Annotated in this window: 15 protein-coding genes; 11 read left to right on the top strand and 4 right to left on the bottom strand. The window is 50.3% G+C overall.

Features of this window, described 5'->3' with window-relative positions:
- Positions 1 to 15 precede the first annotated feature (15 nt).
- Together gcvPB and lpdA are read left to right on the top strand one after the other, a co-directional pair.
- A complete protein-coding gene (gene gcvPB / locus LDN30_RS04655; RefSeq protein WP_223925723.1) occupies positions 16 to 1,500 on the top strand; it encodes an aminomethyl-transferring glycine dehydrogenase subunit GcvPB in 1,485 nt (494 codons plus the stop codon).
- A gap of 57 nt (positions 1,501 to 1,557) precedes the next feature.
- On the top strand, positions 1,558 to 2,835 hold the full coding sequence (gene lpdA / locus LDN30_RS04660) for a dihydrolipoyl dehydrogenase (protein WP_223925724.1): 1,278 nt from the start codon (positions 1,558 to 1,560) through the stop codon (positions 2,833 to 2,835).
- A 186-nt stretch (positions 2,836 to 3,021) separates the two neighbouring features.
- Here the strand turns inward: lpdA and LDN30_RS04665 are convergent, their stop codons facing one another.
- Together LDN30_RS04665 and LDN30_RS04670 are read right to left on the bottom strand one after the other, a co-directional pair.
- Positions 3,022 to 3,447, bottom strand: coding sequence for a DUF3127 domain-containing protein (locus LDN30_RS04665; RefSeq protein WP_223925725.1), 426 nt, complete (start codon positions 3,445 to 3,447; stop codon positions 3,022 to 3,024).
- A gap of 88 nt (positions 3,448 to 3,535) precedes the next feature.
- The gene (locus LDN30_RS04670) at positions 3,536 to 5,923 is read right to left on the bottom strand and encodes a mechanosensitive ion channel family protein (RefSeq protein ID WP_223925726.1); all 2,388 of its coding nucleotides are present in this window, start codon (positions 5,921 to 5,923) and stop codon (positions 3,536 to 3,538) included.
- A 134-nt stretch (positions 5,924 to 6,057) separates the two neighbouring features.
- Here LDN30_RS04670 and LDN30_RS04675 point away from each other — a divergent pair, with 134 nt between their 5' ends.
- Positions 6,058 to 6,885, top strand: a complete 828-nt coding sequence (locus LDN30_RS04675) for an ATPase (protein ID WP_223928824.1) — start codon at positions 6,058 to 6,060, stop codon at positions 6,883 to 6,885.
- Between the two features lie 592 nt (positions 6,886 to 7,477).
- Here the strand turns inward: LDN30_RS04675 and fusA2 are convergent.
- A complete protein-coding gene (gene fusA2 / locus LDN30_RS04680; RefSeq protein ID WP_223928825.1) occupies positions 7,478 to 9,637 on the bottom strand; it encodes an elongation factor G2 in 2,160 nt (719 codons plus the stop codon).
- 215 nt (positions 9,638 to 9,852) lie between these two features.
- On the opposite strand from fusA2, the gene hemW reads away from it, so the two are divergent.
- The 7 genes from hemW to rprY all read left to right on the top strand — a co-directional run bounded on the left by hemW (position 9,853) and on the right by rprY (position 19,305).
- The gene (hemW, locus tag LDN30_RS04685) at positions 9,853 to 10,974 is read left to right on the top strand and encodes a radical SAM family heme chaperone HemW (RefSeq protein ID WP_223928826.1); all 1,122 of its coding nucleotides are present in this window, start codon (positions 9,853 to 9,855) and stop codon (positions 10,972 to 10,974) included.
- Between the two features lie 115 nt (positions 10,975 to 11,089).
- The gene (gene metH / locus LDN30_RS04690; protein WP_223928827.1) at positions 11,090 to 13,882 is read left to right on the top strand and encodes a methionine synthase; all 2,793 of its coding nucleotides are present in this window, start codon (positions 11,090 to 11,092) and stop codon (positions 13,880 to 13,882) included.
- Between the two features lie 112 nt (positions 13,883 to 13,994).
- Entirely contained in the window at positions 13,995 to 14,858 is an 864-nt protein-coding gene (gene map / locus LDN30_RS04695) for a type I methionyl aminopeptidase (RefSeq protein WP_223925731.1), read from the top strand.
- Between the two features lie 3 nt (positions 14,859 to 14,861).
- Positions 14,862 to 15,887: a tRNA (adenosine(37)-N6)-threonylcarbamoyltransferase complex transferase subunit TsaD gene (tsaD, locus tag LDN30_RS04700; protein ID WP_223928828.1), complete on the top strand. Its 1,026-nt coding sequence runs from the start codon at positions 14,862 to 14,864 to the stop codon at positions 15,885 to 15,887.
- 18 nt (positions 15,888 to 15,905) lie between these two features.
- Positions 15,906 to 16,418 (top strand): CinA family protein, encoded by a 513-nt coding sequence (locus LDN30_RS04705; protein ID WP_223928829.1) that lies wholly within the window; start codon positions 15,906 to 15,908, stop codon positions 16,416 to 16,418.
- A 591-nt stretch (positions 16,419 to 17,009) separates the two neighbouring features.
- Entirely contained in the window at positions 17,010 to 18,533 is a 1,524-nt protein-coding gene (locus LDN30_RS04710) for a sensor histidine kinase (RefSeq protein ID WP_223925734.1), read from the top strand.
- A gap of 64 nt (positions 18,534 to 18,597) precedes the next feature.
- The gene (gene rprY / locus LDN30_RS04715) at positions 18,598 to 19,305 is read left to right on the top strand and encodes a response regulator transcription factor RprY (protein WP_223925735.1); all 708 of its coding nucleotides are present in this window, start codon (positions 18,598 to 18,600) and stop codon (positions 19,303 to 19,305) included.
- 839 nt (positions 19,306 to 20,144) lie between these two features.
- On the opposite strand, the gene mltG is transcribed toward rprY, so the two are convergent.
- A complete protein-coding gene (gene mltG, locus LDN30_RS04720) occupies positions 20,145 to 21,179 on the bottom strand; it encodes an endolytic transglycosylase MltG (protein WP_223925736.1) in 1,035 nt (344 codons plus the stop codon).
- A 145-nt stretch (positions 21,180 to 21,324) separates the two neighbouring features.
- Between mltG and LDN30_RS04725 the strand changes: the two genes are divergently transcribed.
- Entirely contained in the window at positions 21,325 to 24,036 is a 2,712-nt protein-coding gene (locus LDN30_RS04725) for a 4-alpha-glucanotransferase (RefSeq protein WP_223925737.1), read from the top strand.
- Positions 24,037 to 24,040 lie beyond the last annotated feature (4 nt).

Genomic DNA, 24,040 nt, shown 5'->3' on the forward strand with positions numbered 1-24,040 from the left:
AAAAGCGGATTATTTATGAATAACAAACTATACGGCAAACTGATATTTGAGCTTTCTCATCCTGGTCGCCGTGCCTATTCGCTGCCCAAAGATGAGTTTGGCAGTCATGAACTCCCCTCAGCCATGAGGCGTGCCGAGGATGCTGCGCTCCCGGAATGCGATGAGATGACGGTCGTTCGCCACTATACTAATCTGAGTGAGAATAACTTTGGCGTCGACAACGGATTCTATCCCCTCGGGTCCTGCACTATGAAGTACAACCCTCCTATTAATGAGGAGATGGCCGCCCTGTCGGCTTTCAACAATATCCACCCCCTGCAACCGTTGTCAACGGTCCAGGGAGCATTGCAGGTGGAATACGATCTGCAGCGTGCCCTGAGCGCACTGACGGGCATGGCCGACTTCACGCTGAATCCGTGTGCCGGTGCTCACGGTGAGCTTACGGGTCTGATGATTATCCGTAGCTACCATGAGACCCGTGGCGACAGCCGTCGCAATAAGGTTATCATACCCGATTCGGCCCATGGAACCAACCCTGCGTCGGCGGCAGTCTGCGGTTGTGAGGTCTTGGAAGTGAAGAGTACGGCCGACGGTCTTGTCGATTTCGACGACCTGAAGCAGATTATTGCTGACCATCCTGACGATATTGCGGCAATGATGATGACCAATCCCAACACCCTCGGACTTTTCGAGCGTGACATTCCGGCCATCACGAAACTTGTTCACGATGCCGGCGGACTGATGTATTATGATGGTGCCAATCTCAATCCGATGCTTGGCGTGGCCCGTCCAGCTGATATGGGATTTGATGTCATGCACCTAAATCTTCACAAGACATTCTCTACGCCCCATGGCGGTGGCGGTCCCGGCTCCGGTCCGGTGGGCGTCAGAGAGGGCCTCGAGCCATTCCTGCCTAAGCCTCATGTGGTAAAGAACGGTGATAAGTTCGATATCGAACAGCCCGAACGTACAGACAGTTACACCGTTGAGAACAATCATGTAGGACCTTTCTTAGGAAATTTCCTCGTTATTGTGCGTGCCCTGAGCTATATCCTCTCCTTAGGAAAAGAGAATATTAAGATGGTCGGCCCTTTGTCGGTCCTCAATGCCAATTACATAAAGGAGTCGTTGAAGGACGATTACGAGCTTCCGATACACGGACTATGCAAGCACGAATTCGTTTTCAATGGCCTCAAGGACAAGTCGACCGGCGTTACTACCATGGATGTGGCCAAGCGTCTGCTCGATTATGGCTATCATGCTCCAACTATTTACTTTCCGTTGCTTTTCCATGAAGCCATGATGATAGAGCCTACCGAGAATGAGAGCAAGGAGACCCTTGACGGATTTATCGAGGTCATGCATAATATTGCGAAAGAGGCCCGCGAAAATCCCGAAATCGTAAAGGGCGCTCCTCATACCACTCCAATCTCGCGTGTCGACGATGTAGAGGCTGCCAAGCATCCGGTGCTCACTTTCCGGCAGCTCGCTGCGGAGTGACTGAGCTCCTGATAGTCCTAAATTCTTAATTATTAGTGATTTACTTTCCATATTGCTATGAACAGTGATCTTATTATAATAGGTGCGGGTCCGGGCGGCTACGTGGCCGCAGGCTATGCCGCTTCGAAGGGTCTAAGGACGGTGGTGGTAGAGAAGAACGTTGTTGGAGGTGTCTGTCTTAATCATGGTTGTATTCCAACGAAATGCCTTGCCCATGATGCCGACATGCTCCGCAACCCACTTTTGGACAGCGACTGCAGGCGTCTTGTCGACTTCTCACGTATCCAACAGCGTAAGAATGAGGTTATTGAGCAGTTGCGGGGCGGCATCCGAACCCTTCTCTCTCAGCCGAATATCACACTCGTTGAGGGCTCCGCCGAGTTTGTCGATGCTCATACGATAAAAGTCGGAGATGAGCTTTTCACCGCTGATAATATCATTATTGCCACTGGTTCGCACACAAAGTTGCCACCGTTTGCCGTCGAAGGCATGCAATCGGCTAAGACTAAAGTCGTAACATCGACCGAACTGCTTGATATAGAGAGCGTTCCGCCGACGCTTGCCATTGTCGGTGCCGGAGTCATAGGAATGGAATTTGCCTCTGCTTTCAACACTTTCGGCAGTAAAGTTGATGTGTATGAATTCCTTCCCGAGTGTCTCCCAGCCATAGACAAGGACATTGCGCGCCGGCTGAGGAAATCGTTGGAGAAACGCGGGGTGAAGTTTCACATGAAGTACAGCGTCGGCAATGTCGATGACCTTGGTGCCGACGTCGTGCTCATAGCCACCGGACGCGCTGCCAATACCGATGGTCTGGCACTGGAGAAAGCCGGCATCTCGTATGACAGAAAGGGCATAACGGTCGACGACAATATGCTTACCAACGTTGCCGGAGTATATGCTGTCGGCGATGTCAACGGCCGTTCCATGCTCGCTCATGCCGCCGAATGGCAGGGTAGGAGAGCCGTTAACCACATCATCGGCGAGCATGACGATATCCGTTTCGACATCATGCCTTCCGCAATCTTCACCTATCCTGAGGCTGCTTGCGTCGGTCCGGCGGAGAGTGAGTTAAAGGAGAAGGGCGTGGAATATGCCGTTCACAAGAGTTTCTACCGTGCTAACGGAAAGGCTCTTGCCATTGGTGAGACCGAAGGAATGATGAAGATTATCACCGATACCGCCGATCGTGTCATCTCATGCCATGGCTATGGCGCTCATGCCGCTGACCTTATTCAGGAGGTTTCGGCCCTGATGAACAAGGAAATAACCCTCCGGCAGTTGCACGATATCATACATATCCATCCCACATTAAGTGAGATTCTGGTCCAATGACCATGCCGTTGTGTCCGTTGCTGGCAGTTTTCGTGCGACACATTGGACATGAATGCGCCTTATTTCCGCAGATAATGCACTCCACGGTTGCGGCATGAGAACTTGAAGACTAAGTTAATGGCTATAAAAAAAGCACACAAGCGTACAGCCCGTGTGCTTTTTTTATAGCCTTTTTTGTTCTTCCGTTTAGAATGGCAGGTCGTCAGTGCTGTCGCCGGCGTTGTCGGCTGGTGGGAACGGAGCCTGAGTCTGCTGCGTCGGCTGTGCCTGAGGCGCTGCTGCCGGAGCTGGTTGCGGTGCTGCTGCCGGAGCCGGAGTGCCAGCCTGGGCTGCTGCCGGGTCAACACGCTGAACGGCGTAAGCGCGTATGCTGTTGTACCAACGGCCCTGATACTCATGCGCATCGATGTCGAAACTTACCATAAGCTCGTCGCCGACATTAATGTTGAATTGTTTGATACGGTCCTCGCCAAATACTGAGAAACAGCATTTGCGGGGATATTGATCATGGGTTTCGATGACGAAGTCCTGAGATGTCCATGGATTTCCTGTGCGCTGAGAAACACCACTACGTGCCGGTACAACGGCGATAATCCTTCCTTGAATGTCCATTATCTTATGAATTATTCTTAGTTATAAATTGTTCTATGATGCGAAAGTACGAAAAAAGTTTGAGAAACAAAAATTTTTCATCGCTATTTTACTTATTTATCGTTGTATTATTTTCGTTGGAATTGATGATGTGAACATCGCGCTGCGGGAATGGAATCTCAATGTTATTGTCATTGAGGGTTTTGTAAATGCATTCCATTATCTTTCCGTCGTCGCCGTACTGTGTCAGCACGTTCACCCAGACGAGAATTTTCAGTGTGACACAGTTGTCGTCGAAACTCTTCAAAACGACCTTTACCCCACGTCTGTGGTCAATGCAGTCGAGTTTCGTTATAGCGTCGATGAGGAGCTTTTGACACTGCTGTATGTTCGTACCGTAGGCTACACCCACCTCAAGAACGTCGAGCTCGAGGCCGTGATTCTTTGTAAGATTCTTATAGTTTTTTGTGAAAAGTTGTGAGTTAGTGAAGGCAATGACCGATCCGTCAATGCCTTCGAGCATCGTCGACGTATAGCTTATCGACGACACCTTACCCCTGATGCCATCGCAGATGATGTAGTCGCCGACCTTTATTCGTCCTGCCATCAGCGATATTCCGTAGTAGATATTCTCCAGGATGTCCTTCATAGCGAATCCGATACCTGTCGACAGACCACCCGAAACAACGACGAGCCACGTGTTGCTGACGTGGAAGATGGCTAAGGCTATGAGCAGCCATGCGCCCCAGACTATGACTTGCTGCACCTTGATAATCATTACGCTTCGGCTTATGGCCGTCGATGCGTCCTTCTGTTGCAGGTACAGACGGATGAGGTCTTTCAGCGTGTAGTTCAGATAGTTAAAGGCAAACGTCAGAATTATTACTTGAACGATGGCGAAAATGCTCAGACGGAAATTCTTAGTGTCTATGAAGTAGGTCGAGAATATCTTCCAGATGGTGTCGTTGAGGTTGAAAACTGACGCGGCCCAGTATATGGCTATGATGAAAGAGTATACCGACAGCGACGGTATAAGCACGAAATATATAAGCCGGAACCACCATGCCTTGGTCACGGGCTGGTTCATGATATCGTGCTTTACGCGGTATACCGACAGCCATTTCTTTATGCAGGCAATGGTCAGAATGCACGTCAGCATCATCAGCCACCATATTATCAGCTGTACGGCTAAGAGCGTATAGCCCGTTACGGAGGCAATGAATGATGCTATGAGTACAGTCAGTGTGGCCGTACTGAGAATCATGTCGGAACGCAACAGATGCGTGTGGTATTTCCGTCCCACATGGAACTGCCATGCGGTTGTGAGAATCAGTATTGGTGGGAAGAATAGGTTGAGGATGACGGTTGGAATGAGAACGATGCGGAAAGCGAACACTACGAACGCCACGGCGATAATCGGTGAGTAGACGCGGTAGGTGTATTTGATGGCTATTCCGGACACCCTGAGGAGAATGGAGATGACGATCGCCGCTCCGAGCCACGACAGTTCGAGGAGCATGCTGGCCGACATCTTGACAAAGTTGGAGCTTGTCAACATGCCGGTCTTGAATATTGCCATTATCACTCCGAATGTGATAATCGAACCGGCGAGGATAATATATGACCGTTTCTCAAGGAACCATTTGTTGGAGTCCTTGAACCTGTCGCGCCTCATAAGCCGTGTGACGACGAACCGGATGCTGAACAGGTTGACAGCTACGGCCAAGAGCGCGTACATGGCTATGGCCACGAACAGCCAGATAATCCATCTTACGTCCCATTGCGACATAACCTTGTTGTCGGGGTTGTACTGCTGCGACAGCGATATGCTCATCCTTGTGAGATAGGCTTTGAGGTTCCGGAGAATGGAATAGTAGTTAGGGCTACCCCCACTGAATATGCTCTGCTGGATAAACTCATACTGGCTGTCGGCATAGCTGTTCAGAGTGCTCAGTCGTTTCTCCGTAAACTGATAGTACATGACGTACTCCTTCATGTCCTCGTTGTTGTCGATGAGCATGCGGCGGATATTCACCGCGAGCGTCAGACAGACGTTGCGGTCGACTTTTGCGCGGTCGTTGAGGATGAAAACCGGCATCGTCGACAACGCGTTGACGAGCGAGTCGTAGCGCGAAATCTCCAAGTTGCTGTTGGCGATGTACTCTTTGAAGGGCAGCGTCTTCTTGCGGAATTCCTCATACTGCGCCTTTGCCTCATGACAGGCGTAAGTCAGCTCGAAGATATTGTCGGTCTGCTGCGAATACAGCATGATGGCATTCTGGCTGCTTCGCTCCATGATGTTGCGCATGGTCTCAAAGACTTCCTGACTCATGGCCTTCGAGTTCGACAGCAGCTTGTTCTGTTGCACGTGATAGGAGATGAGCTCATGGCGCAGCACAGCTAACGAATTGGCAAGGCTGTCCTCCTTCAGAACGGCATTGGCAGGGAGGACGAAAGCTGCGATGAGCAGGAGTATGAAGAGAATCCTTTTATTCATATTATATTCTTTTGACGATACAAAGGTACTAAAAAATAGAGGTAAACAGTTCTCTTGGCCGTTCTTTTTTATTACTTTTGCATCCAAATGCCGATTATTCAGCTGAAAACGAAACTTAAAACGAACGAGAAAAGATGATTTTAGTAGCCGACAGCGGTAGCACAAAGACCGATTGGGCCTTGATAAACGACGACGGTGAGACCGCGAAACACATTCAGACCCAGGGACTTAACCCCTTTCACATGGATGGAGCGGGTATCGCGCGCGTTCTGCGGGAGGAACTTCTTCCTGCTCTTGCCGGCTGTTCAGTCGACAGCGTGCGGTTCTATGGCACCGGCTGCACGACCGATAAGATACCAGCCATGAAGTCGTTGCTCGCCGATGTCCTCGGCTGCACCAACGTCTTTGTGGGCAGCGACCTCCTTGGTGCCGCCCATGCCCTGTGTGGCGACGGCGAGGGCATAGCGTGCATCCTTGGCACCGGGGCCAACAGCTGCCTCTACGATGGCCACCGCATCACGGCCAACACACCGCCGCTCGGTTATATTCTTGGTGATGAGGGGTCGGGGGCAGTGCTCGGCCGCACGTTTCTCAACGGCATCTTCAAGGGATGGATAAGTCCGGCCGTGCGCGACCTCTACCTTCAGGAGACGAATCAGACCTATGCCGACGTTATAAATAATGTCTACCGGCAGCCGTTGGCCAACCGCTATCTTGCGCGAATAGCGAAGTTCTTAGGTCGGCACAAGGCCGAATATCCCGAACTCAGTGCGATGGTCGAGGAGAGTTTCGTAGCCTTTATCCACCGGAATATCGATGCTTACGGGCGCAAGGACCTGCCGCTGAACTTCGTAGGGAGCGTGGCATGGTACTTTCGGCCGGAACTCAAGGCCGCTGCTGAGACTACGGGCTACACCCTTGGACGGGTTCTCAGGAGCCCTGTCGACAGCTGTGACCGCTGAATTGTTGCAAGGAGATAAGCGAATCAGACTGCTTAATACCAAATATTCGACTCACAATGTTGCCGACTGATAGTGCAATGACATGCCAACAGATATATCGGTAAACAGTTCGTTTATAGTCGAAGAGTCCTTTTTAGATAGTCGGACAGAACGCAGAATTAGTAAAAATAATTCAAAATATAATGGCATTATTATCGCTTCTGTAACTTGCTGATTCTTAACTGCTTACAAATACATGCCGTTTGGCGTTCCAAAACGGTCCGTTTCGCAACGCCAAACGGTCCGTTTTAGACGATGAAACAGGCCGTTTCGCAATGCCAAACGGTAGGTCTGATAATGCTGTAAGGATTTTTCAATTCCATCCTCCCGTCTCTTTCCTCCGGTGCCTGCATCCGTTCTTCTCTCCATTTAGCCGTAGATGGTGGCCCGCTATGCCACAGAATACATTGGCAACGGCACCATTGTGCGGCTCGATTTGGCATTGATGCGATATTATTAGGAGCAAAAAAAATCCCCGGTCGGCTTCACAGCTTGCCGGGGATTGGCATTAATATGTTATGAGACTATAATTTCAGCTTTACTACGTCGTGTCTTATTCGTCCTCAGCAGTCTCTTTCTCGTGCTCAGCGATAAGTTTCTGCTGCAGGTCGTTAGGCACGAGCTCGTAAGAAGCGAACTTAGCGGTGAACGATGCGCGTCCGCCGGTCAGACTGCTCAGTGCCACCGAGTAGTTCGACAGCTCCTTGAGAGGAATCTTAGCCTGTAGCTTCTGATAGCCGGCCTCAGTGTCCATGCCCATAATCATGGCCCTGCGGCTCTGCAGATCGCTCATGACGTCGCCCATGAAGTCGGCGGGAACGAAGACTTCGAGGTCGTAGATAGGCTCCAGGATCTTCGGGCCTGCGTTCTTGAATGCCTCCGAGAAAGCATGGCGTGCAGCCAACGTGAACGACAACTCGTTGGAGTCGACGGGGTGCATCTTACCATCGTAGACGACAACTCTCACGTCGCGGGCATAGCTGCCCGTCAGCGGACCGCTCTCCATGCAGTCCATGACTCCCTTGAGTATTGCCGGCATGAATCTTAGGTCGATGGCTCCACCGACTACGGAGTTGATAAATACGAGCTTACCGCCCCATGGCAGGTCGCGCTCCTCCTTGCCTTTGATGTTCATCTTGAACTCCTGTCCACCGAACTTGTAAACTGTCGGGTCGGGCATTCCCTCGGCATAAGGCTCCACGATGAGTGCCACCTCACCAAACTGTCCGGCACCTCCCGACTGCTTCTTGTGGCGGTATGTAGCGCGCGACTGCTTAGTGATAGTCTCGCGGTACGGAATCTTCGGCTCCTCAAACTCCACGGCAATCTTCTCGTTGTTCTCCAAACGCCACTTCAGCGTACGCAGATGGAACTCTCCCTGACCGTGGACGATGGTCTGCTTCAGCTCCTTGCTCTGCTCCACAACCCATGTGGGGTCTTCCTGGCGCATCTTCAGCAGGGCAGCCATGAGCTTCTCGGTGTCGGCGGAGTTCTTCGCTTTGATGGCACGCGAGTATTTTGAGTTAGGATATTTTATGAAGTCGAAACGCTGGTCGGTACCCTTGCCGTTAAGGGTGTTGCCGGTCTTGACATCCTTCAGCTTCACTGTGCAGCCTATATCGCCGGCGTTGAGCTGGTCGACGGGTATGCGGCTGGCTCCTGCGCAAGCGTAAATCTGGCCTATGCGCTCCTTCGAGCCGCGGTCGGCATTGGTGAGGTCGTCGCCCGATTTTACCGTTCCCGACATCACCTTGAAGTAGCTCACCTCGCCGATGTGCGGCTCCATACCGGTCTTGAAGAAGTAGAGGCTCTCCGGACCATTGCTGTCGGGCTCGACTTCCTCACCACGTGTGTTGTGCACTTTCGGCATATCGCTGACGAAAGGCACCACGTTGCCGAGGAATTCCATAAGGCGCTGTACACCCATATCCTTGAGGGCGTCGACACAGAAGACGGGAAGGATGGAGCGGGTGACAAGACCCTGACGGATGCCCTGGCGGAGCTCGTCCTCAGTGAGGGTCTCCTCCTCGAAGAATTTCTCCATCAGGCCTTCGTCGTTCTCGGCAGCGGCCTCTACAAGCGCGGCATGGAGCTCCATGGCTTTGTCCATCTCTTCGGCCGGAATCTCCTCACGTTTAGGTGCTCCGCCCTCACTGCTCCACGACAACTTCTTCATTATCAGCACATCAATAATCTCGTGGAAGTCGGGACCGGTGGTCACAGGATACTGTATCTGGACACATTTAGGACCGTAGATTTCCTTCATCGAGTTGATGATGTTGTCGAAGTCGCACTTGTCGGAATCCAGTTGGTTGACAAGGAAGATGACCGGTTTGCCGAGTTTCTCGGTATAGCGGAAAGCGTTCTGTGTGCCCACCTCAGGGCCGTACTGGCCGTTGATGACGACCACGGCGGTGTCGGTGACGTTGAGGGCCGTTATCGTTCCGCCGACGAAATCGTCGGAACCCGGACAGTCGATGACGTTTAGCTTCTTATTGTTCCATTCAGCATGGAAGACGGTCGGAAAGACGGAGTAGCCGTATTCCTGCTCTACGGGGAAGTAGTCGCTCACGGTGTTCTTAGCTTCTACTGAGCCACGGCGCTTAATAACACCGGCTTCAAAAAGCATACTCTCGGCAAGCGTGGTCTTGCCGCTACCCGCACTGCCAACCAGCGCAATGTTCTTAATCTCGTTAGTCTGATATACTCTCATACGCGATGTGGACTTAAGTTGTTAGTTAATTCAATTCATAGATCGTTATACGGACCGAAATCCGTATTTCGCCGATAAAATTACTATAAAAAATCAATACTGCCAAATTTATTTCTACAAAATAGCTGATAATTTAATTCTTATTAGTACTTTTGCCTTTGCGATTATAAACTTGTGGGCATTACACATTATAAATAAACGAACACATCAAGAAAGTGACCGGACTTTATATACACATTCCCTTCTGCGAGAGCCGCTGCATCTACTGCGGGTTCTACTCGACGACGCGGCGGGAGCTACAGGACGATTACGTGCGGGCTCTCTGCCGTGAGATGGCGATGCGGAAAGACGAGGGCGCGGACGGTCTGGCGACGGTTTATATTGGTGGTGGTACGCCAAGTCAGCTGTCGGCATCGAATATACGCAGCATCTTCGACGGTATCGATGATGTTTTCTCTCCTGATTGGGGTAAAATGGAGATTACCATGGAGTGTAATCCGGAGGATATTACCGACGATTTCTGCAGGGCATTGAGTCAGACCCCAGTGAACAGAGTGTCGATGGGAGCGCAGACTTTCTCCGACGTACGACTGCGTTTTCTCCGCCGCCGTCATGATTCCGCGCAGGTGGCCAGGGCCGTGAGACGGCTCAGGGCTGTAGGAATCGACAATATCTCGATCGATCTTATGTTCGGATTTCCCGGTGAGACGGTCGCCGAATGGACGGATGACATTAGCTGTGCTCTTGCTTTGCGACCCGAGCATCTGTCGGCCTATAGCCTTCAGTATGAGGAAGGTACGCTGCTTTACCGTATGCTCGCGAAAGGGGAGGTAAGCGAGATTGACGATGAGACATACCGGATGATGTATAATGTGCTCTGCGACAGGATGGAAGCGGCGGGCTATGACCATTACGAGATATCCAATTTTGCTCTGCCCGACCGTCGCTCGCGCCACAATTCTTCCTATTGGCATGACGTTCCTTACATCGGACTCGGTGCCTCAGCCCACTCCTATTCGGGGAAGCAGAGGTCGTGGAACGTCAGCAGTATGACGGAGTATATCCGTCTGATAATGAGCGGAGTACGGCCTTCAGAATCGGAAACTATCGATGAGCGCACTCATTACGACGATATGGTGATGACGGCCCTTAGGACTCGTGAGGGAATCAATCTCGATGAGATGCCGGAGGAGTTCCGCAAATACATTGTCGGGAGCGCGGAGAAATATATTGGGGCCGGCGAGATGTGGACAGACGGCCACCGGTTGGCTCTGACAAGGGAGGGAATTTTCGTCAGCGATATGATAATGGCCGACCTAATGAGGCCCGATGAATGAAAATAAACGTCAAAAGGATGTGTCTTTTCTACGTTTTGGCACATCATAACAGTGTTTTCTTCGTTCGTTTAAGAAAAAACCACTATCTTTGTAACGCAATAAAAGAAGAATCAATATGAACATAAGAGAAGCTATACGCAGCCGGATCCTGATTCTCGACGGGGCACTCGGAACGATGATACAGTCGTATGGACTGTCAGAGGACGACTTCCGTGGCAGTCTGCCTCTGCTGAAGATGGTGACATATAAGGGCAATAACGACATGCTCAATATCACTCATCCTCAGACCATTGCCGACATTCACCGCCGCTATCTGAAGGCCGGGGCCGACATTATAGAGACGAACACGTTCTCGTCGCAGCGGATTTCGCAGTCCGACTATCATCTTCAGGACTATGCACACGAGATGGCTCTCGAAGGGGCAAGGCTCGCGCGGCAGTGTGCCGACGAGTTTTCCACACCCGAAAAGCCCCGCTTCGTGGCCGGATCGGTGGGACCTACGAACCGGACACTGTCGATAAGTCCTGATGTCAGCGACCCCGCAAAGAGGGATTTGACTTACGATGAGCTTTTCAACGACTACTGCGAGCAGATCGACGGACTGATTGTGGGGGGTGCCGATGCTATCCTTATAGAAACCATTTTCGATACTCTCAACGCCAAGGCGGCCATCGATGCGGCCATGAGCGAGAACCGTCGGCATGGCACCGACTTGCCGATAATGGTCTCTGTATCAGTCAATGACCTCGCAGGACGGACGCTGTCGGGACAGACTTTGGAGGCCTTCTTGGCATCAATATCGTCATATCCCATTTTTTCCGTGGGGCTGAACTGCTCTTTCGGGGCCTTGCAGCTGAAGCCGTATGTTAAAGAATTAGGTGAGAAAGCACCTTATTATATCAGCGTTTACCCCAATGCTGGACTGCCGAACGAACTCGGCCTTTATGATGAGACGGCTGATTCGATGGCTCCGGAGATAGCTGAATTCATCGACGAAGGACTCGTCAATATCGTAGGAGGATGCTGCGGAACGACTGATGAGTTCATAGCGCGCTTCGCAGAACTTGCAGAAGGGAAGAAACCGCATGCCGTTGCGAAACCTTATGACCACATGCTCCTGTCGGGATTGGAACTCCATGAGGTTGTCGATTCAGCCTCGGAGCAGGTGGCTACGTTCAATAATGTGGGCGAAAGGTGCAATGTGGCAGGCAGCCGGAAGTTCCTTCGGCTTATCAACGAGAAGAAATACGATGAGGCTTTGTCCATAGCAAGAAAGCAAGTCGACGATGGAGCACTCGTCATTGATGTCAATATGGATGACGGACTGCTCGATGCCAAGGCTGAAATGGTGCGGTTCTTGCGCATGGTGTCGGGCGAACCTGATATTGCGAGGGTCCCGATAATGATCGATTCCTCAAAGTGGGATGTGATAACGGCGGGCCTGAAATGTATCCAGGGAAAGGGTATTGTCAACTCGATATCGCTGAAAAACGGTGAGGATGAGTTCATTAGCCATGCACGCGACATCATGCGATATGGTGCGGCGGTCGTTGTGATGTGCTTTGACGAACATGGTCAGGCCACAACTTACGAGCGGAAGATTGAGATTGCGGAGAGAGCGTATCGCATTCTTACCGAGAAAGTGGGCATGAAACCTTACGATATCATCTTCGACCCTAATATCCTGTCAATAGCGACGGGTATTCCTGAGCACGACAACTATGCTGTCGATTTCATCCGTGCTACCCGGTGGATTCGCCAAAACCTTAAAGGAGCCCACGTCAGTGGAGGCGTTTCAAACCTCTCGTTCTCCTTCCGGGGTAACAACTACATCCGTGAGGCCATGCACGCGGTGTTCCTCTATCATGCCATTCAGAACGGAATGGACTTCGGAATCGTCAATCCGGCAACGAAAATAACCTACGATGATATTCCCGCCGAGCACCTTAAAATAATTGAGGATGTCGTTCTCAACCGCCATACTCCCGGAGAATCGGAGAGCCCTCAGGAGAGATTGATAGAGCTTGCCTCTAAAATTGCGGAGCAGAAAGCTGCTGAAAAGGCTGCCGGGGTGGGGCAGAAAAACTCGAAAAGCGGAGGCTCCGACGATGCATGGCGACGTGAGGGAGTTGAGACAAGGCTTAAATATGAGTTGAGAAGGGGTCTGACCGACTATCTCGATGCCGATATCCATGAGGCTTTAGAGAAATATCCGCATGCCGTCGACATCATTCAGGGGCCCCTTATGGATGGTATGAATGAGGTCGGTGAGCTGTTCGGAGCCGGAAAAATGTTCCTGCCACAGGTCGTTAAGACTGCCAGAACGATGAAAATGGCGGTGGAAATACTCAAGCCATATATGGAAGCAGAGAAGAAAACGGGCTCTGTGAGCGCGGGAAAGATTCTGTTAGCCACTGTCAAGGGCGACGTCCACGACATCGGTAAGAATATTGTCGGCGTGGTGATGGCCTGCAATAACTATGAGGTTATGGACATGGGAGTGATGGTTCCTGCCGACCAGATTGTCAGAAAGGCTAAAGAAGAACATGTTGATATGATTGGACTTAGCGGCCTTATTACCCCTTCGCTCGACGAAATGGTTAACGTTGCCAAGGAACTAAGGAAGGCCGGACTCGACATTCCGCTTATGGTGGGAGGCGCGACAACATCGAATCTGCACGTGGCTCTGAAGATTGCACCGGTCTATGACGGCCCCGTCTTCTGGGTTAAGGATGCGGCTCAGGAGCCATTGATAGCCGGACGAATAATGCGTAAGGATAAAAATCTGAAGTCGGAACTCGACAGTCAGTATGCCAAGATGCGCAGTGAGTATCAGGAAAAGCAGGAAAAGATAATGTCGATTGACGAGGCGCGGAAGCATAAGCCTAATTTCTTTGACGGCAAATAAGAAAAACCGCCGTTTAATGATTATATGCCCCGTCGGCAGTAAATATCGCTCCGACAATATGTATAAGTTGAAAAAAAATATGTACTTTTGCACATTGTAAAAACAAAAGGATATGTTCAAAAAGAAAAGACGTTGGCACTGCCTCAGAGGTCAGGCACCAACAGAAATGGACTTAAAGATAATGGATCTTGAAAGCAGGGGAAAACTCGTGCCAACACGCGAGATGGTGAAAACCCCTGAGCAGATTGAGGGCATACGTATTGCAGGAAAGGTCAATACGGGATGTCTCGATGCGGTGGCTGAAGCCATCCATCCCGGGATGAATACCCAGGAGATTGACGATATCTGCATGCAGTACTGCAAGGATCATAACGCTCATCCGTCATGTCTTAACTACGAGGGATTCCCCAAGAGCGTATGCACCAGCATCAACGAGGTGGTGTGCCACGGTATTCCAAAGACCGAGGACGTGCTCAAGGAAGGCGATATCGTCAATGTTGACATGACCTTGGACGTCAACGGCTATTATGGTGATGCCAGCCGAATGTTTATAATCGGTGGCCACTCGACGCCCGAAAAAGAGCAGCTCGTCAGGGTGACAAAGGAATGTCTCGACCTCGGTGCCGCTGCCGCAGTGCCCTATTGCACTATCGGCGACATCGGTCATGCAATACAGAAACACGCCGAGAAATACGGCTACGGTGTCGTTCGCGACCTCTGCGGCCACGGTGTGGGACTGGCAATGCATGAGGAACCCGATATTCTTCACTACGGACACAAGGGCCAGGGTATGGTTCTCGTACCGGGAATGGTGTTCACTATAGAGCCAATGATAAACATGGGAACATGGAAAGTGTTCATTGATGCCGACGACCCTTATGGTTGGGAGGTTATCTCTGGCGACGAAAAGCCGTCGGCGCAGTGGGAACATACGTTCCTTATGACCGAGAACGGCGTTGAGATTCTATCTGAATAAGCTATGGAAGACATATATATATTAGGTATTGAGTCGTCATGCGATGATACGTCGGCTGCCGTATTAAAGAATCAGGTGATTCTGAGCAATGTCACAGCCTCGCAGGAAGTGCACAAGGCTTACGGTGGTGTGGTGCCCGAACTTGCGTCGCGTGCTCATCAGCAGAATGTCGTTCCGGTTGTCGATCAGGCCATTAAGCGGGCCGGAATAACTAAGGAACAGATATCGGCTGTGGCCTTTACGCGCGGTCCGGGACTTATGGGCTCGCTCCTCGTAGGTACAAGTTTCGCAAAGGGATTTGCCCGTTCGCTCGATATTCCACTCATCGATGTCAATCATCTGCAGGGACATGTCATGGCGCATTTCATCAAGGAGAGCGACGACGACAACCACATGCCGCCATTCCCCTTTATCTGTCTCCTCGTCTCCGGTGGCAACAGCCAGATTGTCAAGGTCAATGCCTACAACGATATGCAGGTGCTTGGTCAGACCATCGACGATGCAGCAGGAGAGGCTATCGACAAATGCTCAAAGGTAATGGGACTCGGCTATCCCGGCGGACCAATCATCGACCGACTCGGAAAGAATGGCAATCCAAAGGCATTCAAATTCTCCGAACCCCACATACCGGGTCTCGACTACTCGTTTTCGGGACTGAAGACATCGTTCCTCTATAGCTTGCAGAAGTGGGTAAAGGAAGAACCCGATTTCGTTGAGCATCATAAGGAGGACCTGGCCGCGTCGCTCGAATATACCATCGTCGACATTCTGATGAAGAAACTGCGTATGGCCGTCAAACAGACTGGTATTAAACATGTTGCGGTGGCTGGCGGAGTGAGTGCCAACTCAGTTCTGCGTGATGCCTTCCGCGACCATGCCAAGCGGTTCGGGTGGACGATTTACATTCCGAAATTCAGTTTTACAACCGACAATGCCGCAATGATTGCATGCGTGGGAACCTTCAAGTACCGTGACCACGACTTTGCTTCCATCGACTTGCCGGCCTTCTCGAAGGTTACCTTCAAATAATTTTCAATAACAGTAATAATGGAATTCGAAAGCAAAATAATATCAAGACAGATTGGAGATATACTCTATGCCTCGGGGCTAACCGTCGGAACAGCAGAGAGTTGCACCGGTGGCAGAATTGCCGAGTCTATAATCTCCATTCCAGGAGCAAGCAATTACTTCAAGGGCGGAATAGTTTCTTACACCAACGAGATTAAGGAGAAACTCCTTGGCGTTAATCACGACGTGCTCGAAGAGCAGACGGCGGTATGCGAGGAGGTTGCCCGCGAGATGGTTGTTGGCGCTCTAAATGCGTTGGATGTCGACTTTGCCATTTCGGCTACTGGCATAGCAGGACCCGGCGGCGGCTCCAAGGAGATTCCTGTGGGAACAATCTGGATTGGATATGGCAGCAAGGACGACATCCGCACCTTCAAGCTGACCGAGGACTTTGGCCGCGACATCAATCTTGCCATTGCCACAAACAAGGCCATGCGCCTCTTCCTCGACTTCCTTAACGAGACAGTCAAGGATAAGGAAGAGGAACTGTAATAGTCTTATTGTTAGTGTTTTGCACTGTCATTTGACGGCGACAATGCGATAACCCCGAAGGCTTTAGAGGCTATTTCCGACAGCTTTTGTCGTGAGTCGAATCGAATTGCAGAGCTTTTAGTCTGCCAATTGGATTTATCTACGACCGAAATTAACTTCATAGAACTTACGTTTTATATTATAAAGCGATCTCTTTCAAAACATCGAAAGGGGTCGCTTTTTTCATTCCTTTATGCCCCTCGCGGTGCGGAATCGTGTTAGCTGGGCTATTATATATAGGTATATAGGGATTGAAAGGCCAAGTTCTTGAATTAGTTGAAGAAGAAACAGTAAGATTATACCCGCTATTTTACGAAACAAAACCATAACATTAGCTTCAATAAATGGCTGGCAGACAATAATGTTATCGTCTTCGGCTCTTGTTTTGTTCATATCTATACGATGTTTGATTAATTTAATCATCACTGATTGATAATAATTAATTAACTCTACGAACAGTGTTAAAAACATCTAATACAGCCAAAATAATTAACCTTTGCTTGTTAACTAATTAATATTTAAAGTAAATTTGCAACATAATAGTAAATAACAATGAAGAAGAAAACGATTTGGACAGTGGCAGTCATCATGGGGCTCTCGTTCCTTGCCCTTCTCTTTCTGCAGCTCAACTATATAGAAGAGATGGCAGACATGAAGAAGGAGCAGTTCGACGAGTCGGTCAATCGTGCTCTCTACCAGGCCTCTCGCAACCTTGAACTCAACGAGACTCTTCGATATTTGGAGAATTACGTTGGCAAGGATTCTACCGACCGCAAGAGTGGCAAGAGCAACCCGGCCACGTCAACGTTCGAGCAGAAGACCTCTCTCGTTAAGCCTTCGCAGATTCCCAAGGCGATGATTCTGCGCAACGACAGTTCGACGATTTCGTCGGCTAAGAAGAATATGCAGCAGATGATTCGCAATCGGTTTGTCTATCAGAAAGGAATGGTCAACGAGGTGGTCTACAACATCCTCTACTCAGCCTCCAACAAGCCGCTGAAAGAGCGTATCAACTTCAAGCTCCTCGACCAGGACCTGCGTGCCGAGCTGCTGAACAATGGTATCAATGTCGGCCAGAGCATCAACTACCACTTCGTTGTTACCACCCAAGACGGCCGCGAAGTGTACCGCTGTTCCGACTGGCCCGCGAATGCCGACGAGGAGGATGTCGACGAGAAGTCGTACACTCAGGTGCTCTTCAGAAACGACCCGCAGTCGAAGATGGGTGTGATAAAGGTGTACTTCCCCGACATGAACAGCTACATCTTCTCCAGTGTGAGGTTCATGATACCGTCGGTCATCTTTACCCTCGTCCTTCTTGTTACCTTCGTCTTTACCATTGTCGTGGTGTTCAGGCAGAAAAAGTACTCCGAAATAAAGAACGACTTCGTCAATAATATGACCCACGAGCTGAAAACCCCGATAGCGAGCATCTCGTTGGCGGCCCAGATGATGAACGACAAGAGCATACAGAAGACGCCTTCGATGCTCGACCATCTGTGCGGAATAGTCCTCGACGAGAGCAAGCGACTGAGGTTCCTCGTCGAGAAAGTGCTCCAGATGAGCATGTACGACCAGAAGACTGCCGTTCTGAAGAAGAAACATGTCGACCTCAACGAGATGGTTGAGACGATAGCCAACAGTTTCACCCTCCGTGTGGGGCACAAAGGCGGAAAGGTCTATACCGACATTGGGGCCGTCGATTCTACCATATATGTCGACGAGATGCACTTCCAGAACGTCATCTTCAACCTCATGGACAATGCTGTGAAGTATGCTAAACCCGACAAGCCGCTTGACATTTACCTCAAGACGTGGAACGAGGGTAGCAACGTATGCCTTAGTATTCGCGACACGGGTATAGGCATAAAGAAGGACGACCAGAAGAAAATCTTCGAGAAGTTCTATCGCGTTCACACCGGTAACCGCCACGATGTCAAGGGTTTCGGACTTGGCCTGGCCTACGTCAAGAAGATGGTCGACTTGCACGAGGGCGACATCAAGGTGGAGAGTACCTACGGCGAGGGCACTACGTTCACCATCCGCCTGCCGTTCACCCAGGACGGTATGGCATAAGCAGAGACGAAAAAAGAACAACAACAGTAAAAGAATAAATATTAACGATTAAAATACAACGATTATGGAAGAAACAATCAAGATTCTGTTGTGTGAGGACGATGAGAACCTCGGAATGCTCCTTCGCGAGTATCTCCAGGCTAAGGGCTATCAGGCTGAGCTCTGTCCTGACGGTGAGGCTGGATACAAGGCTTTCCTCAGAAGTAAGTTCGATATATGTGTACTCGACGTGATGATGCCAAAGAAGGATGGTTTCACTCTCGCTCAGGAGATTCGTCAGGCTAACTCGGAGATTCCAATTATCTTCCTGACAGCCAAGACCCTGAAGGACGATATCCTCGAAGGTTTCAAGATTGGCGCCGACGACTACATCACGAAGCCGTTCTCGATGGAGGAACTCGTTCTCCGCATTGAGGCTATACTGCGTCGCGTACGCGGAAAGAAGAACAAGGAGAGCACACTCTATCATATCGGCCGCTTCACGTTCGACACTCAGAAGCAGTTGCTCACCCTCGACGGCGATCCGACAAAGACAACGAAGCTCACGACGAAAGAGAATGAGCTCTTGGGTCTCCTCTGCAGTCATGCCAACGAGATTCTCCAGCGCGACTATGCCCTGAAGACTATCTGGATAGACGACAACTACTTCAATGCCCGTTCGATGGATGTGTACATCACTAAGCTCCGTAAGCATCTTAAAGCTGATGACCAGATAGAAATCATCAATATCCACGGCAAGGGCTATAAGCTCATTGTGCCGGAGGCTGAATAACGTTTCGGTACTACTGGTAGCCGGATGGAATTAGTTCCGCTCGCGAGCCCACGGAACCGTAACAAGCCCTTTGGGGTAGTCCCCAATATGCGGAAAACTTTTGCTGCGCAGGTAACGGTGTTACCCCGCGGCAAAAGTTTTTTTGTGTCCGGGTGCAGGGATTAGGATGGATTTCCGCTGCCGATATAATCTGTTTTGGATTGTTTTCGGCCGCAGATTCATCCGTATTTTCCGCCTGCTGAGGTTGATTGCAAATGATGTAGAATCGTTAGAATACTGCCATCAAGACGGTCTTTTGTTTCTGAAAAATCTTAACACCATTTCAGTATATACCGTTTGGCACTCTGAAATGGACCGTTTCGCGTCCTGAAACGGGCCGTTTCGGCTTGCAAAACGGGCCGTTTTGGAACGCAAAACGGGCTATATTGCTATGTACTTGAATATAAGATAGTTACACGGATGGATTCCTTCGTTGGTTATTATGAAATATTTTTACTGTTTATAATGACCTCTCCGGATCGCTGAACATGTTGTTTGGCCTTCGGTTTTGGTTCCAAGAAATTGGATAATTATATAATGATGAACCGTAAAACGAGCAGTAGAAATTGTTATTTCTGATGTCTTATAGGTTTAATCTTGCTTATTTCATGACGTAGTTTTGCCTCATATTTCTGTTCATCTTTACGCCTTTGCGTCATGGTATAAAGTCGAAGAGGCCGTGCCGTTATATCATCAATCCTCTCAAATGTATGGATTGCATTGATATAACGGCACGGCCTCTTTTATGGTTTGCTCATTGCGGTCGCGCCGTAATGGGCGTCGGAATCGGCGATTCCGGATTATTTAATATTTCTTTTGTTCAACTCGCTGTCGTATTCCTTCGAGTATGCCTTCTGCTCCTCATAAGTCTTTGAGAAGTGGTGAGTACCGTCGAATTTTGCACTTGCGCACATATAGAGGTAGTCGTGGTGCACGAAGTTGAGTACGGCGTCGATATCCTCGGGATTCGGGTTGCGTATTGGCCCTGGAGGCAGACCGTAGCGGTTGTACGTGTTGTACGGATTGTCGATCTGCGTCATCCATGTGTAGATGCGCTCAAGGTCGAACCGCTTGAGAGCATACTTCACTGTAGGACACGACTGTAGCGGCATATTTATGCGCAGACGGTTGATGTAGATGCCTGCAATGATTGGTTTCTCCTTCTTGTTGTTCGTCTCCTCGCTTATCATGCTGGCTATAATCATCACCTGCATGGGCTTGAGGCTGTCGGCCTCGGCCTTCTGTCGGCGGGCAGGAGTCCAGAACTGGTCGTAATTCTTGGCCATCTTGCGGATGAATTCGCGTGGTGAGATGTCCCAGTAGAAGTCGTACGTGTTCGGCACGAATACCGCAATGATGTTCGACGGCTTGTAACCGAGCGAGTCGAGGAAGAGCGAGTCGGTGGCGGCAGCCATGAATTCCTTCTTCGTGAACTTCATCTTCTTGGCGAAAACATCACCGAGGTCGCTCACGAGATGCATCGAGGGGACGGTGAGGTGGACGCTGGCCTGATGGCCGTTCTTGAAGTTGCGGAACGTGAACAGGGCTCCGGTATTGTCGACGGCGTATCGTCCTGAGCGGATGTGGCCGGCATAACCGGTGACGCTGGCAAGGATACGGAATCCAGCGAACGAGGTGGCGTTGGATATAGGACGGAGCTTTGCGTATACCGAGTCGATATTGTCGGTGGGTGAGATGTAGATGTAGCGGTCGCCGCCTTTCGACATGGCATGGAAAAACAGTGCCCAGACGACAGCCATGAGAATCAGAACTACAACGCACAATGAAGTGAGCAGGCTTTTCCGGTGCCCGTTCTTCGAATGTCTTTTAGTCATTTCTCTCCTTGTAATGTTTATTTTTATTCTTTTTTGAAATTTCGTTTGCAAAGGTACAATAAAGATTATGGATTTTGTTTTTCTCATTACGATTTTTCACATCTTTTATTTTGGGTTGTCTCCTTTTTATACTAACTTTGCATGTATGTTATTAAAGTTCAGTGTTCATTACTCTACTGAGTGGGGGCAGAGCATGCATGTCGCCATTACCTATCACTATAATGATGGCCGGCGTCGCGACTACGACTTCTGTATGTCGACGGCCGACGGGCAGTTGTGGACCTTCGAGACTTCAGCTCTCGACAGCCGCAAGCACGTGATAGTGTCCTTTGAGTATGTCTATCAGCTTGAGGACTCCGATGGTAGGGTTTTGCGCAGGGAGTGGAACCGTGTGCCGCGTCGGTTCAGATTCCATTCGGCTATGGACTTTATCTTCCCCGACCAGTGGCGCGACATTCCCCTTCAGAGCCATCTGATGTCCGACTTGTGCCGGGTGTGCGACAGGCGTGAGGCCCATGAGGGCGACGTCAGTGGCAGTATGCCGCTGTTCCGCCGTACCATAATCTTCCGCGTCCTGGCCCCCCAATTGGCGAAGGGACAGGCTCTCGCCGTTATTGGCAGTCATCCCTCATTGGGGTCATGGAATCCAATGATGTTTCTGAAGATGTATCCGTCGGGTGAGGACGAGTGGACTTTCTCACTTAATGTCGACAATGTCAGGGAAGCTGTTGAATATAAGTATGTTGTTGTCGACGAGAGTGAGAACAGAATAATAAAATGGGAGGAGGGTGATAACCGCCATGCCGACAGTACTCAACTTCGCGACGGGCAGGTATTGGTGCTCAGCGGCGAGAATCTGCGAGTGAGAGAACGCACGTGGAAGGCCGCCGGTGTAGTCGTTCCGCTGTTCTCCTTGCGTACCGAGAAGTCGTTTGGCGTAGGCGATTTCGGCGATTTGCACCGCTTCGTCGATTATGCCGCGGTTACCGGCATGCGCGTAATCCAACTTCTGCCTTTGTTCGATACCACCACAACGCACACGTGGTCGGACTCCCATCCCTATAATTGCATTTCGCTTCACGCGCTCCATCCTCACTATCTCGACATTGGGCAGTTGGGGCTGGAAACTGATGAGGCCGGGATGACGGCATTCAACCGGCAGCGGCGAGAACTCAATGCCCTCGAATACTCTGATTATGAGGCTGTTGACAGGTTGAAACTGCGGTATATATATGCTGCTTTCAGGCAGAAGGGTAGGGACGAAATGGCTACGGATGAGCTTAAAAAGTTCATGAACGATAACAGGTTCTGGCTCTTTCCGTATGCCTGTTTCTGCGCCCTTCGTGAACGTTTTAATACGGCGAGAACCTCCGACTGGTGCGAATTTTCGATATACGACGAGCAAAAACTGACTGAGGCCTACCGCGCTGACAAGCAGTTTCGTGATGTTTTCGACTTCACCTGCTACGTCCAGTATCATCTTCACGTCCAGTTTGTTGCCGTTGCCGATTATGCACATAGTAAGGGAATAGCCCTTTGCGGTGACCTGCCCGTAGGACTGTATCGCGACAGTGCCGTGACATGGCAGCATCCCGAACTTTTCCACCTCAATATGCGGCTTGGCAATCCGCCGTCGGCGAGTGAGCCGCACGGTCAGGACTGGGGAATGCCGCCTTTCGACTGGTATCCTGACGACGGGCGGCAGGTGGCTGAGTATCTCAAAGATGTGCTCGGACATATGAATTTATACTTCGATGCAGTGCGCGTTGACCATGTGGTGTCGTTCTTCCGGACATGGGAGATTCCCGAACAGAATGTGTGGACGGTATTGGGGCATTTCTCACCGTCGCTGCCCTTTACCGAGAAAGACATCAGAGGCTACGGATTTGATTTCCATAAGGACATCTGTACGTTGCCGTTCATCAATGATGCCGTCGTCAGTCAGTTCTTTGGTATCCATGCCGACTACGTTAGGGGGAATTTCCTCAATGCGGAGGCTTATCATCTCTATACACTAAAGCCGGAATACGACACCCAGAAGAAGATAAAACAGCACTTCGACGGACGCAACGACGAGAACAGTCAGTGGATTCGTGACGGGCTTATGCATCTGTGTGCCAACGTCCTTTTCGTCAAGGATCCTTACAGAAAGGGGATGTACTATCCGCGGTTCGGAGTGTTCGATGAACCTGTGTATAAGGTTCTTAGCCATGACGACAAGGAGGCGTTCGTGAGGCTGTACAACGACTTTTATTTTGAACGGCACAACAGCTATTGGGAGTCAATGGCCCGCAAGAAACTGAATGCGGTCTTCGGCGATACGAAAATGCTTGTCTGTGCTGAGGATTTGGGGCTGATGCCGGCTTGTGTTCAGGGTGTTCTTGAGCAGATGCGCATGCTGTCGTTGGAGGTCCAGTCGATGCCGAAACAGCGTGGTGACGAGTTTGCCCATCTTGAGTCGTACCCTTACTGCAGCGTCGCTGTGCCCACAACTCACGATATGGCCCCGTTGCGACTATGGTGGGAGGAGAATATGGAGCGGACACAACGATTCTGGAACACTTTGTTGCAGAAGGATGGACGGGCTCCGCGCCATCTGCCGCCGATGATTGCCGAGGAGATTGTGGCCCGCCATCTGTACTGTCCTTCAATGCTTTGCATGATGAGCATACAGGACTGGATGGCCATGGACTATAATTTTAGTAATGAAGATGTGTTCTCCCTACGTATTAACGCGCCCTACGATGCGTTCAACAAGTGGAAATATAGGATGAAACCAACTGTTGATGAGCTTATTAACGCTGATCAATTCAACAATAAAATAAAAACGATGATAACCCGAAGTTTCAGGGCTTGATTGT

Source organism: Prevotella lacticifex (assembly GCF_019973375.1).
GTDB classification, from domain to species: Bacteria; Bacteroidota; Bacteroidia; order Bacteroidales; family Bacteroidaceae; genus Prevotella; species Prevotella lacticifex.